Genomic DNA, 23,558 nt, shown 5'->3' with positions numbered 1-23,558 from the left:
TTGCATCCCCCGGCCTGGTCGTACTCGCTGGCGGTCACGATCCTCTCACCCGCCGCCCGGGCGGTGCGCGGAGCACCACCCGGGCGGGGGCGGGGAGGATCAGTTCTGGCCGACCTCGAAACGGACGAAGTCGTTGATGGTCAGACCCGCCTCGTCGGCGACGGCCTTGACCGACTTCTTCGGGTCGACCACGGAGGCCTGCTCCAGGAGCACGACGTCCTTGTAGTAGCCGTTGACCCGGCCCTCGACGATGCGGGGCAGGACCTGCTCGGGCTTGCCCTCCTCGCGGGCGGTCGCCTCCGCGATCTTCTTCTCGTTCTCGACGATCTCGGCGGGGACCTGCTCACGGGTCAGGTACTCCGGCCGGGCCGCCGCGACCTGCATCGCGAGACCGCGGGCGGCCTCGGCGTCGTCGCCCTCGTAGGCGAGCAGGACGCCGATCTGCGGGGGCAGGTCGGTGGCGCGCTTGTGCAGGTAGACGGCGGCCTGGCCGTCGACCCGGGCGTAGCGCTTCAGCTCGAACTTCTCGCCGATGCGGGCGGACAGGGCCTGCACGGCCTCGCCCACGGTGCCGTCGTCGAGCTTGGTCTCGCGCAGCGCGTCGAGGTCGGCCGGCTTCTCGGCGACCGCGGCGGCCAGGATCTTCTCGGCCAGCGCGATGAAGTCGTCGGACTTGGCGACGAAGTCGGTCTCGCAGTCCAGCTCGACCAGGGTGCCGCCGTCGGCGACGACCAGGCCGTTGGCGGTGGCGCGCTCGGCGCGCTTGCCCACGTCCTTCGCGCCCTTGATGCGGAGGAGCTCGACGGCCTTGTCGAAGTCGCCCTCGGACTCCTCGAGCGCCTTCTTGCAGTCCATCATCCCGGAGCCGGTGAGCTCACGGAGCCGCTTGACGTCGGCGGCGGTGTAGTTCGCCATCGGGTGTCTCTCGTCCTCTGGGTCGTGACGGGAATGGGTCACCGGGTCGCACCGGGCGGGCCCACGGAAGCGGGCCCGCCCGGTGCGCGTACTCAGTTCTGGGTGCCGTTGCTGGTCGACGCCGGGGCGGTCGCAGCGGCCGCACCGTCGCCACCGGCGGCGGAGAGGCTGGCACCGTCGGAGCCGACCTCGTTGCCCGCCAGGACGTCCTGCTCCCACTCGGCGAGCGGCTGCTCGGCGGCGGCCTCGCCACCCTCGCCACGGCGCTGGCCACGGGAGACCAGACCGTCGGCGGCGGCCTTGGCGATGACCTTGGTCAGCAGCGCGGCCGAGCGGATCGCGTCGTCGTTGCCCGGGATCGGGAAGTCGACCTCGTCCGGGTCGCAGTTCGTGTCCAGGATGGAGACGACCGGGATCTTGAGCTTCCGGGCCTCGCCGACGGCGATGTGCTCCTTCTTGGTGTCCACGATCCAGACGGCGGACGGGACCTTGGACATGTCGCGAATACCGCCGAGGGTCTTCTCGAGCTTGTCCTTCTCACGGGTCAGCGTGAGGATCTCGCGCTTCGAGCGGCCCTCGAAGCCACCGTTCTGCTCCATCGCCTCGAGCTCCTTGAGGCGCTGCAGGCGACGGTGCACGGTCTGGAAGTTCGTGAGCATGCCACCCAGCCAGCGCTGGTTGACGTACGGCATGTTGACCCGGGCCGCCTCCTCGGCGATGACCTCCTGGGCCTGCTTCTTGGTGCCGACGAACATGATCGTCCCGCCGTGCGCGACGGTCTCGCGCACGAACTCGTAGGCGCGGTCGATGTACGACAGCGTCTGCTGGAGGTCGATGATGTAGATGCCGTTGCGCTCGGTGAGGATGTAGCGCTTCATCTTCGGGTTCCAGCGACGGGTCTGGTGCCCGAAGTGCACGCCGCTGTCGAGCAGCTGCTTCATGGTGACGACGGCCATGGCCTGCGTTCACCTCTCGGTCGGGCGCGGCGGGTGCCGCGCAGGCGGTTCGTGGGCCCACCGGTCGGTGGACCACCCTGGCGCCCGCGGCGGAGCCGGACCCGCTCCCCCTGGCCACACGTGAGCGTGACGTCGGGATCGCAGGACCGCCCGGCCTCCGCTCCCGACGCCGTACCCTGGGGAACGGCGCGACGGGCGAGCGGGCGCGCGAAGTCACCACGACGGACGTGGTGCGGGATCCAGTGTACGCCGGGGCCTCCGGGCCGATCGCGGCGGAGCCCGGTTCCGACGGCGGCTGTCCACAACCGGCCGGTACGTCCACAGGACGGCGGTCCACCCCGGCGACGAGCGGTCGCCGCCGCAGGCTGGACGGGTGCCTCTGCCCGTCCCGTCCGTTCCCCCGCTCGACGACCTGCCCCGGAGCCCGCGCCCCGTGTCCCGCCCGCCGGGATGGCGGGCCGGGCTGCGGGCGGGGGCGGTGCTGCTCGCCGTGGTGGTGATCGGTGTCGCGCTCGTGCCGCCGGGGGCGGCGGTCGCCGCACCTGCGTCCGCGGCGCCCGCGTCCGTCGACCCCGCGCCCGTCGAACCCGCTCCGGGCGGCCCCCCGGACGGGGTCGGCCCCGCGCCCGCACCGCCGCGGCCACCCGGGGCGGGGATCCCGGCACCGGGGGCGGACTACGCGTGGCCCCTGCTCCCGCCCCCGGCGGTCACGGCGGTGTTCCGCAAGCCCGCGTTCCGCTACGGCCGCGGGCACCGCGGCGCCGACCTGGCAGGTTCCCCCGGACAGGCGGTGCTCGTCGCGCGGGAGGGGGTCGTCGTCTTCGCCGGCCGGATCGCCGGGCGCGGCGTCGTCTCGGTCGACCACCCCGACGGGTTGCGGAGCACCTACGAGCCGGTGACCGCCGGCGTCGTGGCCGGGGCGCGGCTCGCCGGGGGCGACCCGGTGGGGACGCTGGAACCCGGGCACACCGGATGCCCGGTCGCGGCCTGCCTGCACTGGGGCGTGCGACGGGAGCGGCTCGACCACCTCGATCCGCTGGTACTGCTGCGCCCTCCCCGGGTGCGGCTGCTGCCCTGGGAGGGGGCACCCGAGCCCACGGAGGACGCTCCGGCGGAGGTCAGCCCGCCAGCGCCGGCTCCAACGAGGCCCGCAGGCGGGTGATCGTCCGGGCATGGAGCTGGCAGACCCGGGACTCGGTGACCCCGAGGATCCCGCCGATCTCGGCCAGTGTCCGGTTCTCGACGTAGTAGAGGTGCAGGACCAGCCGGTCCCGCTCCCCCAGCAGACCGATCGCGGCACGCAGCTCCGCCCCGGTCTCCCGCCGGACCGCCGCGGTCACCGGGTCCACCGAGTCGTCGGCCGCGAGCGTGGACAGCGGCGAGCCCGCGGAACCGCCCGCACCGAGGTCCTCGGCGCTGACCAGGTACATCGGCCGCCGGGCCTGACGGAGCTCGCGCACCGCGACGCCCAGCTCCGCGGCGAGCTCCCCGTCGGTCGCGGGGCGCCCGGCCCGGAGCTGCACCGCCTCGCGGGCCCGCTCGACCTCGCGGCTGCGCGCCCGCACGGTGCGGGGCACCCAGTCCTGGGCGCGCAGCTCGTCGAGCATGGCGCCCCGGACGCGCTGGGCCGCATAGGCCTCGAAGCGGATCCTGCGGGCGGGGTCGAACCGGTCGACGGCCTCCATCAGGCCGAACGTCCCGGACTGGAGCAGGTCGGCCAGCTCGATCGACGACGGCAGCCGTACCGCCAGCTTCGTGCCCACGCCGCGCACCAGCGGGGCGTGGTGCTCGACCAGGCGTCGCCGAGCGGCGGGGGCGCGGGTGGCGAGGAACTCGCGCCACAGCGGCACGACCGCCGGCTCGACGGTCTCGTTCAGGTGACCTCGGACGCCGTCGGGCGTGTCGCGGGGCGACCCGCCCGTCGACGGGACCAGCGCGATGCACCCCGGGGCCACGTCCGCCGACGGTTGCCCCGAGGTGGCCTCGAGGGGACCGCGACGCGGGGACCCGGGTGGGTCGGGGACCGGTCCGAGGACGGCCGCGCGGGGTGTGTCGGCCCCCGCGGCGACCCGGTCGAGGGCCGTGGCCAGGGCGGCGGGGAACGCGTCGGGCCGGCGCGGTGTCGTCGGGGACACCTCACGCCCGAGGGTGCGCCTGGTCATGAACCACCTTCAACCGGTCGACGGTCACGTGCGTGTAGAGCTGCGTGGTCGACAGCGTAGCGTGACCGAGTAACTCCTGTACGTAACGAAGGTCGGCTCCGCCCTCGAGCAGATGCGTCGCCGCGGCGTGCCGCAGACCGTGCGGCCCGACGTCGGGGACGCCCGGTACCGCCCGGATCGCGCGGTGCACGACGGTCCGCGCGACGCGCGGGTCGAGCCGCCCGCCCCGCACGCCCAGCAGCAGTGCCGGCGGCGACGACGGGGTCGCCAGCGCCGGTCGGCCGTGGTCGAGCCAGCGGCGCAGGGCGCGCGCGGCGGGGACCCCGAACACCACGGTCCGTTCCCGGTCGCCCTTGCCCCGGACCCGCAACGTACGGGCGGACTCGTCGATCGCACCGACGTCGAGTCCGCACAGCTCGGCGACCCGGATCCCGGTCGCGTAGAGCAGTTCGAGGACCAGCAGGTCGCGCAGGGCCTCCGGGGCGTCCTCCGCCGCGCCCGAGGTCACCGCGTCCAGCACCGCCGCGGTCTCCGCCGCGGCGGGTACCTCCGGGAGGACGGTGCCCGCGCGCGGTGACCCGAGGCGGGCCGCCGGGTCGTGGTCGAGCCGCCCGGTGCGCACCGCCCAGACGCAGAACGTACGGGCCGCGGCGGTGCGCCGCGCGACGGTGGCCCGCCCGGCGCCGGCGGCGTGCGTCGCGCCGAGCCGCCGACGCAGGTGGTCCAGGTCGAGCGCGCCGAGGCCGGGGAGACCACGGAGCAGGTCGGTGAGGTCCGAGCGGTAACCGCGGACGGTGTGCGGCGAGCGGTTCCGCTCGAGGCGAAGGTGCCCGGTGAACTCCTCGAGCGCGGCGGCGACGTCCGGGGCGAGCCCGTCACCGGTGGCGGTCCGGTCGCCTGCAGCACGAGCGCCCGCCCGGTCCGCGGGCGGGCCGTCGGCCTCGGTCCGGGTCCGGTCGTCGGGACGCGCGACCGCGCCGGGGCCCGGCTCGGCTGCGGGATCGGAGGACGCCGCGGGACCGGAGGGCGCCGCGGGACCGGTGGACTCTGTGCGCGCCATGACCGGACGGTCCGCTGCTGAGGGCCGCCGGTCAAGGACCCGCCCGGCGTGCCGGGCGCTGCCACAGCCCCTGGTGGTACTCGGCGAGCCCACGGTCCTCCAGCTCGGTCAGCGCCGCGCGCAGCTCGTCGGGGCCGACGCCCGCGGCCTCGCCGATCCGTCCCGGCGGCCACGCGGCCCGGGCGGGCAGCGCGTCGTGGACCGCGAGCACCCGCGGGTCGAGCCCGTCGGTCGGGCGGGACTCCCCCTGCGGCGGCAAGGCGAGGTCCACGCCCAGCCGGCCGACGACCTCCAGGACGTCCTCGGGCCGCCCGACGAGGCCCGCCTGGTGCGAGCGAACCAGCTCGTGGCAGCCGACCGACATCCCCGACGTGACCGGGCCCGGCACCGCCATCAGCGGGCGCCCGAGCGCGGTCGCGTCGGCGGCGGTCCGTTTCGTCCCGCTGCGCGCCCCGGCCTCGACGACGAGGGTCCCGACACCGAGTGCGGCCAGCAGCCGGTTGCGGACCAGGAACCGCAGCCGCCCGGGGATCGTGCCGGGCGGGTACTCGGTGAGCACCAGACCGGTCGCGGCGATCCGTTCCAGGAGACCGGTGTGCGCGGCCGGGTAGACCCGGTCCGGGCCACAGGCCAGGACCGCGACCGTCGCACCGTCGACGGCGAGGGCCCCCCGGTGCGCGGCCGCGTCGATGCCGAACGCGGCGCCGGACAGGACCGCGACGCCGCGCCGGGCCAGGGTCGCGGAGAAGTCCGCGGCCACGCCCAACCCGTACGGGGTCGCGGCGCGCGAGCCGACGACGGTGACCGACCGGTCGGCGAGCGTCGCGATCTCCCCCGGCCCGCGGGCCCACAGCGCGATCGGGGGCGCGAGGTCGGCCCGCGGGGCCTCGGCGAACGACCGGAACGGCCACGACGGCCACCCCGGGTCCTCCGGCACGAGCAGGCGGGCCCCGGCGTGGGCGGCCTCCTCCAGGTCGGCCTCGGACCGGTCGGTGCCCCGCCGGGCCGCGGCGGCGCGCAGCAGCTCGTCGGGGACCGCGCCGCGGCGCAGCCGGTCGGCCGCCTCGACCGGCCCGTACCGGTCGACCAGCGCGACGAGGTGCCGGTTCGGGGGTTCGACGCAGCGCATCAGGTAGGCGCGGGCGCGCAGGACCTCCTCGGGCACCCTGCCGACGCCCCGGCCGATGTCGGTGCCCCGGGCGATGTCGGTGCCCGTGCCGGCGGCCGGGCCCGGGGCGCTCACGCGGCACCCCGCTCGCGGAAGTACAGCGCCGCGTCGACCAGACCGCGGTCGGGCCGGTCGGCCCCGGCGAGGTCGCTGAGCGTCCACGCGACCCGTAGCGCGCGGTCCGCGCCGCGGGCGCTGAGGTCACCGGCGCGCAACCGGGCCTCCAGCGGTGCGATCACGCGGGCGGGCAGCGGGAAGCGGGTCCGCAGGGCGGGGCCGGGCACCTCGGCGTTGCACCGCCACCCGTGCTCCGACCACCGCGCGACGGCGGCGGCACGCGCGTCGAGCACCCGGCGGCGGACGGTCGCGGTGTCCTCGCCCCGCTGCTCGGTCACCCGCAGCGCGGTCACCGGCTCCATCGCCACCCGCAGGTCGACCCGGTCGAGCAGCGGACCGGACAGCCGGGACAGGTAGCGGCGGCGGACGTCGGGGCGGCAGGTGCAGTCACGGTCGATCGGCGGGGCGCACGGGCACGGGTTCGCTGCGAGGACGAGCTGGAAACGGGCCGGATAGCGCACGGTGCCGTCGGCGCGGGACAGCCGGACCTCGCCCTCCTCCAGCGGGGTGCGCAGCCCGTCGAGGACCGAGGCGGGCCAGTGCGGGCACTCGTCGAGGAACAGCACCCCGCGGTGGGCCAGCGACACCGCGCCGGGCCGGGCGACGCCGCTTCCCCCGCCGAGCAGCGCCGCGGTCGACGCCGAGTGGTGCGGCGCGACGAACGGCGCGCACGTGCTGAGCGCCCCGGTGTCGCCGAGCCGCCCGGCCACCGAGCGGATCGCGGCGAGCTGCAGCGCCTCGGAGCGGTCGAGCTCGGGCAGCAGCCCCACCACCCGCTGGGCGAGCATCGTCTTGCCGGTGCCGGGCGGGCCGACCATCAGCAGGTGGTGCCCGCCGGCGGCGGCGATCTCCAGGGCGCGCCGGGCGTCGTGCTGGCCGAGCACGTCGGCCAGCTCGGGGGCCACGGCGGCCGGGGCCTCCTCCGGTCCGCCGTCGTGCCGGTGCAGCAGCCGGTTGCCCGTCGCCCAGTCCAGGACGTCGCCGAGGCTGTCGGCGCCGAACGCCTCGATGCCGTCGACCAGCGCGGCCTCCGCGAGCGTGGCGCGGGGCACGACGGCGCGGATCATCCCGGCGTCCCGCGCGGCGAGCAGGCAGGGCAGCACGCCGCGCACCGGGCGCAGCCTGCCGTCGAGAGCGAGCTCGCCGAGCAGCACGGTGCCGCGCAGCCGGTCGGGCGGCACCGCGGCCGCGGCGACCAGGACGCCGAGCGCCAGTGCGAGATCGAAGCGGCTGCCGGTCTTGCGCAGTGTCGCCGGGGAGAGGGCGAGCACGATCCGCTCGTTGGGCCAGGTGCGGCCGGAGTGCACGATCGCGGACCGCACCCGGTCCTTGGACTCGTTGAGCGCGGCGTCGGGCAGGCCGACGAGGTGCACGCCGGGCATCCCGCCGCCGATGACCGCCTCGATCTCGACGGGGACGCCGTCGACGCCGTGCAGCGCGACCGACCAGATGCGTGCCGGGGGCCGCATCAGAACGCCGCCGGGTAGTGGGTGAGGGTGACCGGCCGGCCGGGTCGGATCAGGACCGCCACGACGTCGAACCTGATCTCGACCCAGCTGACCCGGTGGGCGGCCATGAACGCCTTGGCCAGCATCCGGATCCGGCGTGTCTTGCGGGGGGTCACCGCCTCGGCGGGTTCGCCGTAGCGGAGACCGGAACGGGTCTTGACCTCGCAGAACACCAGCCGTTGCTGCGGGTCGACCGCGACGATGTCGATCTCGCCGTGCGTGCACCGCCAGTTGCGGCTGAGCACGACCATCCCGTGTGCCCGTTCGAGGTACTCGGCGGCGGTGTCCTCACCGCGGCGCCCGAGCTCGTCCTTCGCTGCCATGGGTCCACGATCGGGCCGGGTGGGCCCGTCGCGGGGGTGGATCGGCCGGCTGTGGACGGATCCGCCGGTTGTGGACGGGCACCGTCGGCCGCGCGGCCGGGACGGTGGAACCGTCGGTGGGGTCTGCTACCCGCTCAGCCCGGGAACTGGTCGTCGTCGGGGAGCCGCAGGTCCGGGGTGTCGAGCTCCTCGATGTTGACGTCCTTGAACGTCACGACCCGCACGTTCTTGACGAACCGCGCCGGGCGGTACATGTCCCACACCCACGCGTCGGACATGCGCACCTCGAAGTAGACCTCGCCGTCGGCGTTGCGCGGGGCGACGTCGACGGAGTTGGCCAGGTAGAACCGGCGCTCCGTCTCCACGACGTAGGAGAACTGGGCGACGATGTCGCGGTACTCCTTGTAGAGCGTGAGCTCCATCTCGGTCTCGTACTTCTCGAGATCCTCGGCGCTCACCGGCCCGCTCCTCCTGTGACGATCTCCAACGGCTCCCACGCCCCGACCGTGTCCCCCGGGTCTCCGGGGTCGGGTTCCTGCTCGGGGAGCGCCCCATTGTGGACCAGCCCCGCCGGGGCCTCGCGCCCGGCCACCGCGGCGACGTTCGCGAAGGAGAACCGGTGCTCCGGACAGGGCCCGTGTGCGCGCAGCGCGGCCTCGTGGTCCGGGGTGTTGTAGCCCTTGTGCACCGCGAAGCCGTAGCGGTCGTGCTCGGCGTCGAGTGCGGTCATGATGCGGTCCCGGGTCACCTTGGCCAGCACCGACGCCGCCGCGATGCAGGCCGCCACCCGGTCGCCCTTCGGCACCGCGAGGGCCGGGCTGCCGAAGCCGCGGACCGGGAAGCCGTCGGTCAGGACGTAGCCGGGCGTGACCGCGGTCAGCGCGGCCACCGCGCGACGCATGCCCTCGATGTTGGCCACGTGCACCCCGCGGCGGTCGACCTCCGCCGCCGGGATCACGACGACGGCGTGGTCCAGCGCCCGGGCCCGGATGCGGTCGTACCAGTGGTCACGGGCGGCCGGGGTCAGCAGCTTCGAGTCGGTCAGCCCGTCGAGGGCCTTCGCGTCCGCGGGCCGCAGCACCGCCGCGGCGACGACCAGCGGTCCGGCGCTGGCACCGCGACCGGCCTCGTCGACGCCGGCGACCGGGCCGAGCCCGTGGCGCTGCAGGACCGTCTGCAGGGTCCAGGTGCCGCCGTCGCGGACGACGGCACGCGGCGGACGCAGCCCGTCGGGCAGGACCCGTACGGGGCGTCGGCGGGCACGCGGCCGTCCGGCGGGACGGGCGCGGGTGGGCGGAACCGGCACGGTGCTCCCGGTCAGGTTCTCCGGCGCCACCCGTGCGGGGGGCGCGTCGCGGGCAGGAACCGCTCGGCCTCGGCGCGGGCGAGCAGGGCCCGTCGGCGACCGGCCGCGAGCGGCAGTGTCCCCATGATGCCCAGTGCCAGCGGCAGACCGTCGGGCAGCCCCGGCAGCCCGGCCGCGTCGGCCGTGGTCTGCGGGTCGACCGCACTGACCCAGCCGAACCGGTCGAAGGGCAGCACGATCAGCCGTACCTTGCCGATGATGTTGGCCTCGGGGATGGGGCCGTGCCCCGCCGCCCGGGAGTCCGCGGAGTTGTTCCGCGAGTCGCCCATCATCCAGTACTGGCCCTCGGGGACGGTGATCGGGCCGAACGGGATCTGCCGGGCCGGACCCGCCTCGGGCAGGTAGTAGATGTAGGGCTCCGTCAGCGGCTGCCCGTCGACGACGACCTGGTTGAGCGCGTCGCAGCAGGAGACGGTCTGGCCCCCCACGGCGATGACCCGCTTGACGAAGTCCTTCTCGTCCGGCGGGGCGATCCCGACCAGCGAGCCGAGCGTCTGCATGCCCTTGACCAGCGGGTTCTCGCTGCCCTCGCCGCTGTAGGTCTCGCTGGCCCAGCCGTCGGTGCCGCGGAAGACCACGATGTCGCCCGGGCTGATGTCGGTGAAGTTGTAGGTGACCTTGTCGACGAGCACCCGGTCGTTGTTGCAGCCGGTGCAGCCGTGCAGCGTCGTCTCCATCGAGCTCGACGGGATGACGTAGACCTTCGCGAGGAAGGTCTGGATGAGGACCGTCAGCAGGATGGCGACCCCGGCCAGGAGCAGGATCTCCTTCCAGAACGCCGTCTTGGGCTTCTCCTCACCCGCAGCGGCCGCGGCGGAACCGCGCCCGGTGAGCGCGGCGATCCGGCCGCCGATGCCGACGGGGCGGTTGCGGCGTGCGGCGCGTCCACCCGTGGCGCGCTCCGGCTCGTCCGTCCCGTCCTCCGGCTCGGCAGGGATCTCGGCGGGGTTCTCGTCGGGCTCCTCGGGCGGTTCCGGCGACGCGGCCGCCGGACGGCGGCGTCGGGGGGGCCGCGGCGGCGCATCGGAGCCGGGGTGCGGGACGGCGGCGGTCTCGGGGTCGGCGCCGGGGTCGACGTCGTCGCCGGCCGGGGCCGCGGCGGCGCGGGTACGCCGCGGGTCGGCCTCGGTCGGCACCCGGCGGCGCGTGGTCGTGGCGGCGTCCGGCGGGACGGGGCGACGTGTGGTCGGGACGCCGTCGACCGGCGGCGGGACGGGACGGCGCGACGGCGGGACGGCGCCGTCGGCGAGCGGCCCGGCGGGGCGGCGGCCGGCGCGCGGAGCGGACCGCTCGGGACCGCCGAACGCACCGGTGCCGTCCGGCTGACCGGGGGCGGCTCCGTCGGGGCGCTGGTCCGGGTGGGCACCGTTGGTGTACTCGCCGGACGGGCCGCGCAGCGGCGGGCGGCCGGCCCCACGACCACGCGGGTCGGGGCGGCCGTACCCGTCGGGCGCGTGGCCCTCGGGGGAACGGCCCTCCGGCCGGCCGTTGCGACGAGGTGCCCCGGGGCCGCGGACGGGCGGGGCGGCGTTCGGTTCGAACCCGGCAGGACGGCTCGGGTCGAACCCCGCGGCACGGTTCGGATCGAACCCCGCAGTACGGCTCGGGTCGAGACCGGCGGCGCTGTTCGGGTCGTACCCGGCGGCGCGACGACCGTGCCCGCCGTCGGGAAGGGGCTGGTCGGGGGCCGGGCGGATGCCGTGGCGGCCGGCGCCCTCGGGGCGTCCGGCCGGCGATGCCGGGTACCGGGGTTCCGGGGCGTGCTCCGGGCGGCTGCCGGGAGGTGGCCACGACCTGCCGTTCGGTGCGGCGCCGGCCTCGGGGCCGTCAGGCCGGTTCAGCCGGGCGGCGTAGCGGGCCTGCAGCGTGTCCGGACCCTCGGTGGCCGGGGCGGGCCGGTCCGCGGGGGCCGGGGCGGCCCCGTCGACGCCGTGCCGACCTGAGCGCCCGGCGGCGAGCTCGTCGAACCCGTTGCGGTAGCGACGTCCACGGGGGCCTGCGCCGTCAGCGCCGTCCTCCGGGCCCGTGTGCCGGGTACGGACCCCGCGCGGTGCGCCCTCGGGCTCACCGTCCGCGGAGCCGTCCCGGGCGGGCACCCCGTGCTGCAATGCGGTGCCGAGCAGCCACTGCTGCTCGTCACCACCCGGTTCGCCACCGGTCTGCGGCGGGTCCTCGGGGGCCCGCCGCCGACCGGGGCGCTCGGGGACATCGCTGCCGCGATACCGCCGGGGGCGGGCCCGGCGGTCGTCGGGGAGCTCGGGGAAGGCCACGCTTCGAGATTACGTCACCGGTCCGTCACGACTGGGTGACGGTCAGGACGCGGTGGTCTCCCGGCGCTCCTTGATCTTCGCGGCCTTGCCGCGGAGGTCGCGGAGGTAGTACAGCTTCGCCCGGCGGACGTCACCGCGGGTGGCGACCTCGATCTTCTCGATGTTCGGCGTGTGCACCGGGAAGGTGCGCTCGACGCCGACGCCGAACGAGATCTTGCGCACGGTGAAGGTCTCGCGGGCACCCGAGCCGTGGCGACGGATGACGACGCCCTGGAAGATCTGGGTACGGGTGCGGTTGCCCTCGATGACCTTCACGTGCACCTTGAGGGTGTCCCCGGGGCGGAAGTTCGGGATGTCGGAGCGCAGGGTCTCCGCGTCCAGTGCGTCCAGGGTGTTCATGTCGACGGTCCGTCCTCGTGTGTCGTTCGTGCGGGTCGTGCGGTGCCGGTCCCGGGTCGATCCGGGATCGCGCCCGGGCCACGGGGCGGTCGTGCCGTACTGGCGACGACGCTCCTCACGTGGCGGGCTCGGTACGGCCGGCACCACCGGCGGGACCGGGGCACACGTGACCGTCACCGGGCGCCACACGCGGCGCTGGCAACCCGTCCATAGTGCCAGACGGGCAGATCGCCCCGGACACCCGGTGGTCCGGGGCCTCCGGGAACGGCTCCGCGGGGCCGGTCGTACCGGACGCACCGGGCACCGCCGGTCGCCGGTGGGGGCCCGCCGGGCGACGGCCGGACGGTCCCCCGCACGGCCCTGGGCCGGCCCCGCGGTGCCGGGCCGGGGACGCGACCGGCGGGAACGCTCAGCCGGTGGGGCCGTCGGCGTCGTCGTCGGGGCGCCCGGCGGCGAGCACCGCGCGGTCGGCGGCGTCCAGGGCGTCCGGCCCGAGCGCGTCGAGCAGGTCGGGGCGCCGGTCCCGGGTCCGTTCCAGGGCCCGGTCGCGGCGCCAGCGGGCGATCGCGGCGTGGTTCCCGCCGCGGAGCACCTCCGGCACGGCCAGCCCCCGCCACACCTCGGGACGGGTGTAGGACGGGCCTTCGAGCAACCCGTCGGAGAAGGAGTCCTCGGCGGCCGAGCGCGGGTTGCCCAGCACGCCGGGCAGCAGCCGGGCGACGGCCTCGACCATCACGAGCACCGCGACCTCCCCGCCGACGAGCACGTAGTCCCCGATCGAGACCTCGTCGACGGTGATGCCGCGGGCCCGGGCGTCGAGCAGCACGCGCTCGTCGATGCCCTCGTAGCGGCCGCAGGCGAACACCAGCCGCTCCTCGGCGGCCCAGGCGTGCGCGGTGGCCTGGGTGAACGCCCGCCCGGCCGGGGTGGGGACGACCAGCCGGGCGGGCAGGTCCGGGGTGGCCAGCACGTCGTCGAGGGCCTCGCCCCACACCTGGGGGCGCATGACCATGCCCGGCCCGCCGCCGTACGGGGAGTCGTCGACGGCCTGGTGCACGTCGTGGGTCCAGTCCCGCAGGTCGTGCACGGCGACGTCCAGCAGCCCGCGGTCGATCGCCCGCCCCAGCAGTGCCTCGCGCAACGGTTGCAGGTAGGACGGGAAGATGGTCACGACGTCGATCCGCACGGCGCGGATCGTCGCAGGCGCCCGTCCCCCCGCCCCGAAGGAGGTCGCGCATGTCGGAATCCTGGACCGAGCCGCTCTGGTCGACGGCGGCGCAGTGGAGCCTGCTGCCGCCGGTGCTGCTCGCCCTACTGCTGACGACGGCGATCGGTCTGGAACGCGAGGCCGGGGCGAAGAGCGCCGGACTGCGCACGCACGTGCTGGTCGGCGTCGGCGCGGCGGTGTTCATGGTCATCTCGAAGTACGGCTTCGCCGACCTGCTCACGACCGAGCACGTCGCCCTGGACCCGTCCCGGATCGCGGCGCAGATCGTGTCCGGGATCGGGTTCATCGGCGCGGGGCTGATCTTCGTCCGGCAGGACGTGGTGCGCGGGCTCACCACCGCGGCCACGATCTGGCTGGCCGCCGCGGTCGGGACGGCGTGCGGCGCGGGCCTGGCCCCGCTGGCCGTCCTGGCGACGGCGGCGCACTTCCTGGTCACCCGCGGTCTGCAGCCGGTTGCGCGGGTGGTGCGACGGCACCGTCGTCGCCCGCCGGTGCTGCGGATCCGCTACGACGACGGCCACGGCGTGCTCCGCCGGGTCCTGGAGCGTTGCACCGCGGCCGGCTTCTCGGTCGCCGGGGTGTCCGTGCACCGCGGCTCGTACACCGACGACGGCGGCCGGGTCGCCGCGCTCACCCTGCGGCTCGACGGCCGGGGTGACCTGAACGGACTGGCCGCGGCGCTGTCGGAGACCGACGGGGTGCGCTCGGCCCAGACCAGGGTCGACCCGACGGAGGACCCGGACGACCCGGACCGCGCCGACGACTGAGCGCCGACGACTGAGCAGCGACGACGTGAACGCCGATGACCTGCGCGTCGACGTCCGGACGGGCGACCCGGCCAGGTGGCTCAGCCGGCCCGGCGGGGCCGCCGCCGTTCCACGGCCTCCCGGGTGCCGTACAGCGTCACCCCGCACCGGTCGAGCACCTGTGAGGCCGTGGTGTCCGGGTGCAGCAGCCCGAGCAGGACGTGCTCGGTCCCGATGAACCGGTCGCCCAGCCGGACCGCCTCGCGCAGCGCCAGCTCGAGCGCCTTCTTCGACGACTTCTCGAACGGGATGTGCCCGGCCCGCCACCGCTCGCGCCGCGGTCGGTCGAGCGCGCCGGGGCCGAAGCCCGCCTCCACCGCGTTCCGGACGGCGTCGAGGTCGATGCCCAGGGTGGCGAGGGCGTCGGCGTCGCCACCGGGCGCGCCGTCCACCCGGTCGAGCTCCTCGGCGACGGTGCGGGCGTCGACCCCGGCCGCGGAGAGGATCTCCTCCCCCGGCGTACCGGGGCACCCCAGGACCCCGAGCAGCAGGTGCTCCGGCCCGATCCGCCCCGCGTACCTCGTCCGGGCGATCTCCTGGGCCAGGACGACGACCCTGCGGGCCTCGTCGGTGAACCGTTCGAACATGTGTGTCTCCCCCTCTACAGGCCGAGCCGGCGGTACTTCTTGTGCACCGCCTGCCGGCTGATCCGCAGCGCGTCGGCGATCTGCTGCCAGGACCACCCCTGGTCGCGGGCGTTGGTGACCTGCAGCTCCTCCAGGGACTCCTGCAGCTCACGCAGGGCCACCACCGCCCGCAGCCCCACGGCCGGATCCGTGCTGGACGCCGCCGCGGCCACCGCCGTCGCATCGCTCATGGTGTCAATGTAGGTTGACAACGCACTCGATGTCAACCTTGGTTGACACCGGCGCCACGAGAACGGCCCGGCACCACGGGAGGGTGCCGGGCCGCGATCAGTCCTGGGGGTCGAGCAGCCCGTCGGGCGGGTCGAGGACCACGCGTCCCCCCGCCAGGTCGACGGTGGGCACGATCGCCTCGACGAACGGGACGAGCGCCTCGTGTCCGGCGGGCCGGGTGACGACCAGCAGGGACCCGCCGGGCCCGTGCACGACGTCGGAGACAGTGCCCGCCGCGGTCCCGTCCGCCAGCTCGGCCCGCAGGCCGGTCAACTGGTGGACGTGGAACTCCTCCGGGTCCTCCGGCTCGGCGAGCGCGGAGGTCGGCAGCCTGAGCTGGACCCCGCGCAGGGCCTCGGCGGCGTCGCGATCGGCGACGCCCTCGAAGAGCACGAGCCAGCGACCCGAGTGGGCACGCGCACCGGTGACGGTGAGCGGCCCGGGACCCGCGCCGCGGGTCCGGTGGCCCTGTAGGACGGCACCAGGCGCGAACCGCGTGCGCGGGTCGTCGGTGCGGGGCTCGACCACGACCTCACCCCGCAGACCGTGTACACGCACGACGACGCCGACCAGGACCTGGCCGGCGTCGTCGGGTGCGGAACTCGTCACCGGTCGGTGTCGACGACGTCGACGCGCACGCCGCGACCGCCCACACCACCGATGACGTTGCGCAGGGCGGTGGCGGTGCGACCACCCCGGCCGATCACCTTCCCGAGGTCGTCGGGGTGCACCCGGACCTCGAGGATCCGACCGCGACGCCCGGTGACCAGGTCCACCCGGACGTCGTCGGGGTGGTCGACGATGCCGCGCACGAGGTGCTCGAGCGCGTCCGCCATGAGAGTCACGACTGGGTCGACTCGGTGGCCGGCGCGGCCGCGTCCTTGGTCGCGTCGGCGACGTCGTCGCTCTTCGTCGCGGCCTCGGCCGGGGCGGCGTCAGCGGCCTTGCCGGCGCGGTCGCCACCCTTCTTCTTCGGGGTGGTGGCCGCGGTGGTCGGCTCCTCGTTCGCCGCAGCCAGCGCCTCGTTGAAGCGGGCCAGCTTGTCGACCTTCTCGGCCTGCGGCTTCAGGGTGCCCTCGGTGCCCGGCAGGCCCTTGAACTTCTGCCAGTCGCCGGTGATCTCGAGCAGGTTCTGCACCGACTCGGTCGGCTGCGCGCCGACGCCCAGCCAGTACTGCGCACGGTCCGAGTCGATCTCGATCAGGCTCGGCTCGTTCTTCGGGTGGTACTTGCCGATCGTCTCGATGGCCCGGCCGTTGCGGCGCGTACGGGAGTCCGCGACGACGACGCGGTAGTACGGCTGACGGATCTTGCCCAGACGCATCAGCTTGATCTTGACGGCCACGCTGTGGTGCTCCTCGCGAATGTCGATTCGTGCTGCGATGAGTCAGCCTGCCTCGCGTGGGGTTACGGGCTCGCTCACTCGTAGGTGTCGGCCGTGGCAGGTAGAGGGCCGGCCACGGACCCGATCGACCATTCTGCCAGACGTCGTTCAGACCGCGGGAAAGGCCCCGACCAGCATGAGGGCCAGGGCCAGCCCTGGCAGGAAGTTGTTGACCGCGTGCGCCACGATCCCGGCGGTGACGCGGCCGGTCAGCAGCCGTGCGATCCCCAACGGCAGCGCGACGACGAACAGCAGCGGCGCACGCAGGAACTCCAGGTGGGCCAGGGCGAACACCGCCGTGGTCAGCACGAACACGACCCAGCGGTTGCCGATCCAGTGGGCGACGGCGTTCCACAGCAGGCCGCGGTAGACGATCTCCTCGCAGACCGGCGCGATCACGACGACGCCGACCATCACGGCCAGCGCGACCGGCCACGTCGTGCGGATGCCCTCGAAGGCGACGCCGACCGAGGTCGTGAGGTCCGGGCCGACCAGGTAGAGGTAGGCCAGCGCGGCGGGGATCGTCACGAACAGCCCGGCGACGCCGATCAGCAGCCCGATGCCGACGTCCTCCCAGCGGAACTGCAGGCCCAGGTCGGCGACGGGACCGCTGCCGAACACCCGGGTCCAGACGACGCAGGTGAGCGCGGCCAGGATCGTCGGGACGACGATCGCGAGCAGGACCTCCTGTGCCGAGTCGACCTCCCCCAGGCCCACGGCCAGCAGGAACGACGAGCCGAGGAACACGATCTCGACCACGAGGAACGCGAGCAGCCCGCGGAACGGGCGCGGCGGGGGCGGGGACGGCTCGATCCCGAACAGCCCGCGCCGCGGCGGCGGACCGTACGGCGCGCCCGGGCCGTGCTGCCCGGGTCCACCCGGCCCCCAGGGCGCCGGGCCACCCGGTCCGTACGGCGTCGACCCACCCGGGCCGTACGGGCCGGGCCCGCCTGCACCGTTCGGCCCGGGCCCGCCCGGCCACCCGGCGGGCGGCGGTCCGGCGGGCGACGACGATCCGGCGGGCGACGATCCGGCGGGCGACGGTGCCGCGGCCCCGGACGGGCTCGAGCCGTCCGGGTCGTCGGCGGAGGCTCCGCGTGATCCCCGCGGCGAACCGGGCGAACTGCTCATGCCCCCGTTGATACCCGACGTCCGCGGATCAGGACCACCGACGGGGCCCGCAGCACGCCGAGATCCCCCCGCGGGTCACGGTCGTACACGACCAGGTCGGCAGGCGCACCGGGCGTCGGGCCGGCCGGGCGGCCCAGCCAGGACCGCGCCGCCCAGCTCGCCGCCCCGATCGGGTCCGGGTGCCCGGCCCGGGCGAGCTCGGCGATCTCGTCGGCGATCCGGCCGTGCCGGATGCCGCCGCCGGCGTCGGTGCCCGCGTAGACCGGGACCCCGGCCTCGATCGCGCGGCCGACGGTCTCCCAGGCGTGGGTGTGCAGGTCACGCATGTGGCCGGCGTAGCGGGGATACTTCGTCGCCTTCTCGGCGATGCCGGGGAAGGTCTCGACGTTGATCAGCGTCGGCACCAGGGCGGTGCCACGGGCGGCCATCTCGTCGATGAGCTCGTCGGAGAGCCCGGTGCCGTGCTCGATGCAGTCGATCCCGGCCCAGATCAGCCCGGGCAGCGCCTCGGTGCCGAAGACGTGCGCGGTGACGCGGGCGCCGGCCCCGTGGGCCGCGGTGATCGCCTCGGCCAGTACCTCGTCCGGCCAGAGCGGGGCGAGGTCGGCGTCGTCGGGGCCCGCCGAACGGTCGATCCAGTCCCCCACGAGCTTCACCCAGCCGTCGCCGCGGGCCGCCTGGGTCCGGACCTCGTCGACCAGCAGGCGCGGGTCGTCGAGCTCGGCGGCGAGGCCGGGGATGTAGCGCTTGGGGCGGGCGACGTGCCGCCCGGCGCGGATGATCTCGGGCAGGTCGTCGCGGGCCTGCAGCGGCGAGGTGTCGACCGGGGACCCGCAGTCGCGCAGCAGCAGGGTGCCCGCGTCGCGGTCGGTGCGTGCCTGGGCCGCGCACTCCTCCAGGTCGGTGACCGGGCCGTTCGGCCCGAGCCCGACGTGGCAGTGCGCGTCGACCAGACCGGGGACGATCCAGCCGTCGGTGACCAGGTCCTGGGCGCCGGGCAGCGGCTCCGGGCTGATCCGCCCGGTGCCGTCGACGTACAGGTCGGTGCCCGCGGCACCGTCGGGGCCCAGCAGCGTCCCGCGGAGCCGCCACCCCACGGCCGGGAGATCGGTCATGGGTGGCGACCCTAGCTACTTCTTCTTGCCGAAGTTCAGCTTCGACGGGTCGAACCCGGGCGGCAGCTGGTCGAGGTTGCCCAGCCCGGGCGGGAGCTGCTGGAGGCTCGGCGGCAGGTTCGACAGGTCCGGCGCGCCGGCGGCCGCGCGGTTCGCGGGGTTGCCGCTGCGCCGGCCCTTCTTCGCCTGGCGAGCCTTGCGCGGGTTCTTCGGGACCTTCTTGGTCGCGCTGCGCCCGCCACCGCCGAAGCCGAACTGGCCGGCCATCTGCTTCATCATCTTGCGGGCCTCGAAGAAGCGGTTGACCAGGTCGTTCACGTCGGAGACGGAGACACCGGACCCGTTCGCGATGCGCTGGCGGCGCGACGCGTTGATGATCTTGGGGTCCGCCCGCTCGGCGGGGGTCATGCCACGGATGATGGCCTGCAGGCGGTCGATCTGACGGTCGTCGACCTGCTCCAGCGCGGCCTTCGCCTGCCCGGAGTTCATCCCCGGGAGCATGTTCAGGATGTTGCCGATCGGCCCCATCTTGCGCAGCTGCAGCATCTGCTGGAGGAAGTCCTCCAGGGACAGCTCACCGGAGCTGATCTTCGCCGCGGCGGCCGCGGACTGCTCGGCGTCGAAGACCTGCTCGGCCTGCTCGATGAGGGTGAGCAGGTCGCCCATCCCGAGGATGCGCGAGGACATCCGGTCGGGGTGGAAGACGTCGAAGTCCTCGAGCTTCTCGCCGTTGGAGGCGAAGAGGATCGGCTGGCCGGTGACCTCGCGGACGCTCAGCGCGGCTCCACCGCGGGCGTCGCCGTCGAGCTTGGTCAGCACGACACCGGTGAAGCCGACGCCGTCGCGGAACGCCTCGGCCGTGGCCACGGCGTCCTGACCGATCATCGCGTCGACGACGAACAGGACCTCGTCGGGCTGTACCGCGTCCCGGATGTCGGACGCCTGGCGCATCAGCTCCTCGTCGACACCGAGGCGGCCCGCCGTGTCGACGATGACCACGTCGTACTGCTTCTCACGGGCGTGCGCGATGCCGTCGCGGGCGACGCCGACCGGGTCGCCGGGGCCCTCGGGGAGCTCACCGGACCCGGTGGCACCGGGGTGCGGTGCGTAGGTCGGGACGCCGGCGCGCTCGCCGACGATCTGCAGCTGGTTCACCGCGTTGGGACGCTGCAGGTCGCACGCCACGAGCAGCGGGGTGTGGCCCTGGCCCCGGAGCCAGCGGGCGAGCTTGCCGGCCAGGGTCGTCTTCCCGGCGCCCTGCAGACCGGCCAGCATGATGACCGTCGGCGGTTCCTTGGCCAGGTTCAGCCGCCGCGTCTCGCCGCCGAGGATCGCGACGAGCTCCTCGTTGACGATCTTGACGACCTGCTGGGCCGGGTTCAGGGCCTGGGAGACCTCCGTCCCCTTGGCCCGCTCCTTGATCCGCGCGATGAAACCGCGGACCACCGGCAGGGCGACGTCCGCCTCCAGCAGCGCGATCCGGATCTCGCGCGCGGTGGCGTCGATGTCGGCGTCGGAGAGCCGGCCCTTGCCGCGCAGGTCGCGCAGCGTGGATCCGAGCCGCTCGGAGAGGGAGTCGAACACCCTTACCAGCCTACTTGGCCAGTGCCAGTCCCCCACGGGCACCGGAGCGATCGGTGCGGCGGACCGAGGACCAGCCGGTCTCGGTGCCCGCCCGCAGGGCGTCGACGGTGTCGCGGGCACGCCGCGCGTGCGTCGCGAACGGGCGCGAGCGGACCACCCGTCCCCGGGCGTGCTGGCCGTCGAGTGCCTGGTCGGGGGTGGTGTCGAGCCACAGCAGGTGCGGCGCGCGGCGGCCGAGCCTGGCCAGTGCCCGCACCGCGGCCCGTACCCGCGGCGAGGTCGCGGGCAGGTGGACGACGACGGTGCCCGCGGGCCCGAGCACCGCCGTTACCACCGACGCGCGGTGGGCCAGGTGGGTCAGCCACCGGTACGCCGGGTACGGCGTCGCGGCCGGGAGCAGCCGCGCCAGCGTGGCCCGGGTGGCCCCCGAGTCGAGGACCCGGGTGTCCGCCGGCGCGTCGAGCCCGGCGAGCAGGGTGGACTTCCCCGCTCCCGGCAGGCCCGCGACCAGCAGCAGCGACCGCCCCGGCAGCACGACGACCAGCGGCGCCGCCGGATCGTCGTCGGACGGGGTGCCGGCCACCGGGCCGACGCGCGGCGCCGCGCCGGGGCCGCCGGGCGGACCGGGGTCGGCGGGGCGGTGCTCGGTGGCGCGGGTCGGCGGGACGGCGCCGGTCGGCACGGCACGGGCGGTGGTCATGTGTGGTGAAACGGTCAGGTCGCCCGAATCGTTCCGTTCGCACCGCGCCGCGCCGCACCGCGCCGCGCCGCACCGTGCTGCGTCACGTGCCCGTGTGGGCCTCGCCCTGCCCGGCGGCGACCGTGAGGACCGCGGACTCGATGGCGGCGCGGGCCGCCCCGTCCGGGGACCCGCCGATGCCGAAGGAGTCGACGACCGAGGCGCCGAGCGTCTCGACCCGGGCCCAGACGAGGTCCACCCCGGCCCGTTCGAGCGCGGCGGTGACGTGGTGGAGCAGCCCGATGCGGTCGGTGCCGCGCAGCTCCAGCACGACCGCCCCGGTGGCCTCGTCGTCGAACCACAGCACCCGGGGCGGGGCGGTCCGTTCCACCTCCGGCGTCGACGGCGCGTAGTCGCGCTCCTTGCGCGCCAGCGCCTGCGCCAGGTCCAGGGTTCCGGCACGCACCCGCGTCAGGTCCGAGCGGACCAGCGCCGGGTCGGGCAGACCGCCGAACCGCGGGGTCACCGCGAACGTCTCGACCGTCACCCCGTCGGACACGGTCACGTCGGCGGTGTGCACCTGCAGCGAGTGCAGGGCCAGCACCCCGGCGACGGCCGAGAGCACCCCCCGCCCGTCGGGCAGCGCGACGGTGACCGAGGAGACGTCGCCGTCGCCGGTGAAACGGACCTGCGGTCCCCCCTCCGCCACGGCCTCGACCATCTCGTGGTGCGCCGGATCCGGCGGACCGGGCTCGACGAACGGACGGCCGTCGAGCGCGGACAGGCAGCGCCCGGCCAGCCCGTGGATCAGGGTCCGCCGCCACGGGGTCCAGACACCGGGCCCGGTGCCCAGCGAGTCGGCCTCGGCCAGGGCGTCGAGCAGCTCGACGAGCAGCGCCACGTCGGCGTCGCCCCGGCCGCCGGGGGCGACCGCCTCGCGCAGCGTGTCCAGCACCCGCGACACCGTCGCCGGGTCCTCCGGGTCGCGACGGGTCGCGGTGTGCGGCAGCAGCAGGTGGTGGCGCACCATCGCCGCCAGCAGCACGAGGTCACCCTCGCGCAGACCGAGCCGCTCGCCGATCTGGCCGACCAGCGACTCCCCCACCACCGAGTGGTCGCCGCCGCGGCCCTTGCCGATGTCGTGCAGGAGCGCCCCGACCAGCAACAGGTCCGGGCGTGCCACCCGGGTGGTGAGCCGGGCGGCCTCGGCGCAGACCTCGACGAGGTGACGGTCGACCGTCCAGACGTGCGTGCGGTCCCGCGGCGGCAGGTCACGGACCGCGCCCCACTCGGGGAACAGCCGTCCCCACAGCCCGGTGCGGTCCAGCGACTCGATCACCGCGACGGCCGCCTTGCCGGTCCCGAGCAGGGCGAGCAGCTCGGCCAGCGCGGTCCGCGGCCACGGCGCGCGCAGCTCGGGGGCGGTGTCGGCGAGCCGGGACAGGGTGCCCGCCGAGATCGGCAGCCCGGTGCGGGCGGCGGTGGCGGCGACCCGCAGGACCAGGGCCGGGTCCTTCGTCGCCGACGCGTCGCGGGCGAGCCCGACCTCCCCCGCGTGCTCGACGACGCCGGAGTCCAGCGGCCGGCGCACCGGCGCGCGGCGGAGCGCGGCGAGTCCCCGGCGGGGCAACGCGTTGCGGGCCTGGCGCAGCCCGACCTCGGTCGCGAAGGCGACCGCGCGGGCCGCTCCGGACAGGGCGCGGGCCAGGTCGAAACGGTCACCGACGTCCAGGGTCGCGGCGATCTCGTCGGCCTCCTGGGCCCGCAGGACGTCGCGGGCCCGCCCGGACAGCCGGTGCAGCTCGGTGCGCACGTCCAGCAGCAGCGACCGGGCGGCGACGACGTCGGCCCCCGGCCGGTCGACGAGCTGGGCGGTGGCCAGTGCGTCGAGCAGCTGAACGTCCCGCAGGCCGCCGTGGCCGTTCTTCAGGTCCGGCTCGACGCGGTGGGCGACGTCGCCGTTGCGCTGCCAGCGGTCGGTGGTGGTGTCGACGATCTCGTCGAAGCGGCTGCGCATCCCCGCCCGCCAGGCCGTGCGGACGGCGTCGCGGACCTTGCCGGTGAGCGCCGCGTCCCCGGCGACGTGCCGCAGCTCCAGCAGCCCGAAGGCCGCCCGCAGGTCGGTCGCCGCGACCTGGACGGCCTGGCCGGGCGTGCGCACCGAGTGGTCGAGGCCGATCCCGGCGTCCCAGAGCGGGTACCAGAGCTTCTCGGCGAGCGTGTCGACGTCGGTCCGGCCGTCGTGCAGGAGCACGAGGTCGAGATCGGACCAGGGGCAGAGCTCGCGCCGGCCGAGCGCGCCGACGGCCGCCAGCGCCGTCCCGCTCCCCTCACCGCCGACCCCGAGTGCTGCGCGCCGGGAGGAGAGCCAGAAGTCGTGCAGGTCGACCAGCGCGGCCCGTAACGCCTCCGGACCGTGGTGGTGCCGGCCGTTGGATTCCAGGAGGACCGCTTTCGCCTTGACCAGGTCCGCCGCTTCGCCCGACCCCAGGACCGTCATCGCCCTGCGCCACCCGCTTCCTGTTCGTTC

General features: G+C 75.4%; 24 protein-coding genes. 2 read left to right on the top strand and 22 right to left on the bottom strand.

The genetic code is table 11. From position 1 onward, the window contains the following. Positions 1-99: 99 nt before the first annotated feature. Complete coding sequence (gene tsf / locus Ae331Ps2_RS18015; protein ID WP_020622048.1) at positions 100-915, bottom strand: translation elongation factor Ts; 816 nt, start codon at positions 913-915, stop codon at positions 100-102. A gap of 92 nt (positions 916-1,007) precedes the next feature. Next, positions 1,008-1,871: a 30S ribosomal protein S2 gene (gene rpsB, locus Ae331Ps2_RS18010; protein ID WP_060711374.1), complete on the bottom strand. Its 864-nt coding sequence runs from the start codon at positions 1,869-1,871 to the stop codon at positions 1,008-1,010. A 373-nt stretch (positions 1,872-2,244) separates the two neighbouring features. Between rpsB and Ae331Ps2_RS18005 the strand changes: the two genes are divergently transcribed. Next, positions 2,245-3,033, top strand: coding sequence for a M23 family metallopeptidase (locus Ae331Ps2_RS18005; RefSeq protein WP_233147467.1), 789 nt, complete (start codon positions 2,245-2,247; stop codon positions 3,031-3,033). Here the strand turns inward: Ae331Ps2_RS18005 and Ae331Ps2_RS18000 are convergent. From Ae331Ps2_RS18000 to trmD, 10 genes are all read right to left on the bottom strand, one after another. Then, positions 2,990-4,033 carry a FliA/WhiG family RNA polymerase sigma factor gene (locus Ae331Ps2_RS18000; protein ID WP_083695702.1) on the bottom strand — a complete coding sequence of 348 codons (1,044 nt, stop codon included), beginning with the start codon at positions 4,031-4,033 and terminating at the stop codon, positions 2,990-2,992. The two genes, Ae331Ps2_RS18005 and Ae331Ps2_RS18000, sit on opposite strands and share 44 nt — an antisense overlap. Then, the gene (locus Ae331Ps2_RS17995; RefSeq protein WP_083695700.1) at positions 4,008-5,093 is read right to left on the bottom strand and encodes a tyrosine-type recombinase/integrase; all 1,086 of its coding nucleotides are present in this window, start codon (positions 5,091-5,093) and stop codon (positions 4,008-4,010) included. Before Ae331Ps2_RS17995 ends, Ae331Ps2_RS18000 begins: the two co-directional genes overlap by 26 nt. A gap of 31 nt (positions 5,094-5,124) precedes the next feature. After that, positions 5,125-6,336: a DNA-processing protein DprA gene (locus Ae331Ps2_RS17990; RefSeq protein ID WP_233147466.1), complete on the bottom strand. Its 1,212-nt coding sequence runs from the start codon at positions 6,334-6,336 to the stop codon at positions 5,125-5,127. Next, the gene (locus tag Ae331Ps2_RS17985; RefSeq protein ID WP_075307595.1) at positions 6,333-7,847 is read right to left on the bottom strand and encodes a YifB family Mg chelatase-like AAA ATPase; all 1,515 of its coding nucleotides are present in this window, start codon (positions 7,845-7,847) and stop codon (positions 6,333-6,335) included. The genes Ae331Ps2_RS17990 and Ae331Ps2_RS17985 overlap by 4 nt, the downstream gene beginning before the upstream one ends. Continuing rightward, positions 7,847-8,209 carry a YraN family protein gene (locus tag Ae331Ps2_RS17980; protein ID WP_020627283.1) on the bottom strand — a complete coding sequence of 121 codons (363 nt, stop codon included), beginning with the start codon at positions 8,207-8,209 and terminating at the stop codon, positions 7,847-7,849. Before Ae331Ps2_RS17980 ends, Ae331Ps2_RS17985 begins: the two co-directional genes overlap by 1 nt. Positions 8,210-8,343: 134 nt before the next feature. Beyond that, the gene (locus tag Ae331Ps2_RS17975) at positions 8,344-8,667 is read right to left on the bottom strand and encodes a DUF2469 domain-containing protein (RefSeq protein ID WP_020627284.1); all 324 of its coding nucleotides are present in this window, start codon (positions 8,665-8,667) and stop codon (positions 8,344-8,346) included. Further along, on the bottom strand, positions 8,664-9,434 hold the full coding sequence (locus Ae331Ps2_RS17970) for a ribonuclease HII (protein ID WP_083696300.1): 771 nt from the start codon (positions 9,432-9,434) through the stop codon (positions 8,664-8,666). The genes Ae331Ps2_RS17975 and Ae331Ps2_RS17970 overlap by 4 nt, the downstream gene beginning before the upstream one ends. Positions 9,435-9,526: 92 nt before the next feature. Beyond that, positions 9,527-11,845: a signal peptidase I gene (lepB, locus tag Ae331Ps2_RS33375; RefSeq protein WP_249265584.1), complete on the bottom strand. Its 2,319-nt coding sequence runs from the start codon at positions 11,843-11,845 to the stop codon at positions 9,527-9,529. Between the two features lie 42 nt (positions 11,846-11,887). Continuing rightward, positions 11,888-12,244 carry a 50S ribosomal protein L19 gene (gene rplS / locus Ae331Ps2_RS17960; RefSeq protein WP_060714490.1) on the bottom strand — a complete coding sequence of 119 codons (357 nt, stop codon included), beginning with the start codon at positions 12,242-12,244 and terminating at the stop codon, positions 11,888-11,890. Positions 12,245-12,653: 409 nt separating this feature from the next. Further along, entirely contained in the window at positions 12,654-13,430 is a 777-nt protein-coding gene (gene trmD / locus Ae331Ps2_RS17955) for a tRNA (guanosine(37)-N1)-methyltransferase TrmD (RefSeq protein WP_075307597.1), read from the bottom strand. 50 nt (positions 13,431-13,480) lie between these two features. On the opposite strand from trmD, the gene Ae331Ps2_RS17950 reads away from it, so the two are divergent. Further along, positions 13,481-14,239, top strand: a complete 759-nt coding sequence (locus tag Ae331Ps2_RS17950) for an MgtC/SapB family protein (protein WP_020625235.1) — start codon at positions 13,481-13,483, stop codon at positions 14,237-14,239. A gap of 80 nt (positions 14,240-14,319) precedes the next feature. On the opposite strand, the gene Ae331Ps2_RS17945 is transcribed toward Ae331Ps2_RS17950, so the two are convergent. The 10 genes from Ae331Ps2_RS17945 to Ae331Ps2_RS17900 form a co-directional block, all read right to left on the bottom strand. Continuing rightward, positions 14,320-14,865 carry a Clp protease N-terminal domain-containing protein gene (locus tag Ae331Ps2_RS17945; RefSeq protein ID WP_075307599.1) on the bottom strand — a complete coding sequence of 182 codons (546 nt, stop codon included), beginning with the start codon at positions 14,863-14,865 and terminating at the stop codon, positions 14,320-14,322. A 14-nt stretch (positions 14,866-14,879) separates the two neighbouring features. After that, positions 14,880-15,095, bottom strand: coding sequence for a helix-turn-helix domain-containing protein (locus tag Ae331Ps2_RS17940; protein ID WP_020625233.1), 216 nt, complete (start codon positions 15,093-15,095; stop codon positions 14,880-14,882). Between the two features lie 97 nt (positions 15,096-15,192). Continuing rightward, a complete protein-coding gene (rimM, locus tag Ae331Ps2_RS17935; RefSeq protein WP_020625232.1) occupies positions 15,193-15,744 on the bottom strand; it encodes a ribosome maturation factor RimM in 552 nt (183 codons plus the stop codon). After that, a complete protein-coding gene (locus Ae331Ps2_RS17930) occupies positions 15,741-15,971 on the bottom strand; it encodes an RNA-binding protein (RefSeq protein WP_149663515.1) in 231 nt (76 codons plus the stop codon). The genes rimM and Ae331Ps2_RS17930 overlap by 4 nt, the downstream gene beginning before the upstream one ends. Positions 15,972-15,976: 5 nt before the next feature. Next, a complete protein-coding gene (rpsP, locus tag Ae331Ps2_RS17925; protein WP_075307601.1) occupies positions 15,977-16,480 on the bottom strand; it encodes a 30S ribosomal protein S16 in 504 nt (167 codons plus the stop codon). 147 nt (positions 16,481-16,627) lie between these two features. Beyond that, entirely contained in the window at positions 16,628-17,650 is a 1,023-nt protein-coding gene (locus tag Ae331Ps2_RS17920) for a CPBP family intramembrane glutamic endopeptidase (protein WP_084786443.1), read from the bottom strand. Then, positions 17,647-18,765, bottom strand: a complete 1,119-nt coding sequence (locus Ae331Ps2_RS17915; protein WP_075307603.1) for an amidohydrolase family protein — start codon at positions 18,763-18,765, stop codon at positions 17,647-17,649. Before Ae331Ps2_RS17915 ends, Ae331Ps2_RS17920 begins: the two co-directional genes overlap by 4 nt. Positions 18,766-18,780: 15 nt before the next feature. Continuing rightward, the gene (gene ffh / locus Ae331Ps2_RS17910; protein ID WP_075307605.1) at positions 18,781-20,349 is read right to left on the bottom strand and encodes a signal recognition particle protein; all 1,569 of its coding nucleotides are present in this window, start codon (positions 20,347-20,349) and stop codon (positions 18,781-18,783) included. 10 nt (positions 20,350-20,359) lie between these two features. Next, positions 20,360-21,049, bottom strand: a complete 690-nt coding sequence (locus Ae331Ps2_RS17905; RefSeq protein ID WP_083695699.1) for an AAA family ATPase — start codon at positions 21,047-21,049, stop codon at positions 20,360-20,362. Positions 21,050-21,131: 82 nt separating this feature from the next. After that, the gene (locus Ae331Ps2_RS17900; RefSeq protein ID WP_075307607.1) at positions 21,132-23,528 is read right to left on the bottom strand and encodes a [protein-PII] uridylyltransferase; all 2,397 of its coding nucleotides are present in this window, start codon (positions 23,526-23,528) and stop codon (positions 21,132-21,134) included. Between the last annotated feature and the right edge of the window lie 30 nt (positions 23,529-23,558).

It is taken from the genome of Pseudonocardia sp. Ae331_Ps2, assembly GCF_001932405.1.
Lineage (GTDB): Bacteria > Actinomycetota > Actinomycetes > Mycobacteriales > Pseudonocardiaceae > Pseudonocardia.
Note: the sequence above shows the minus strand (reverse complement) of the source record. Positions and strands in the feature narration are given on the sequence as shown.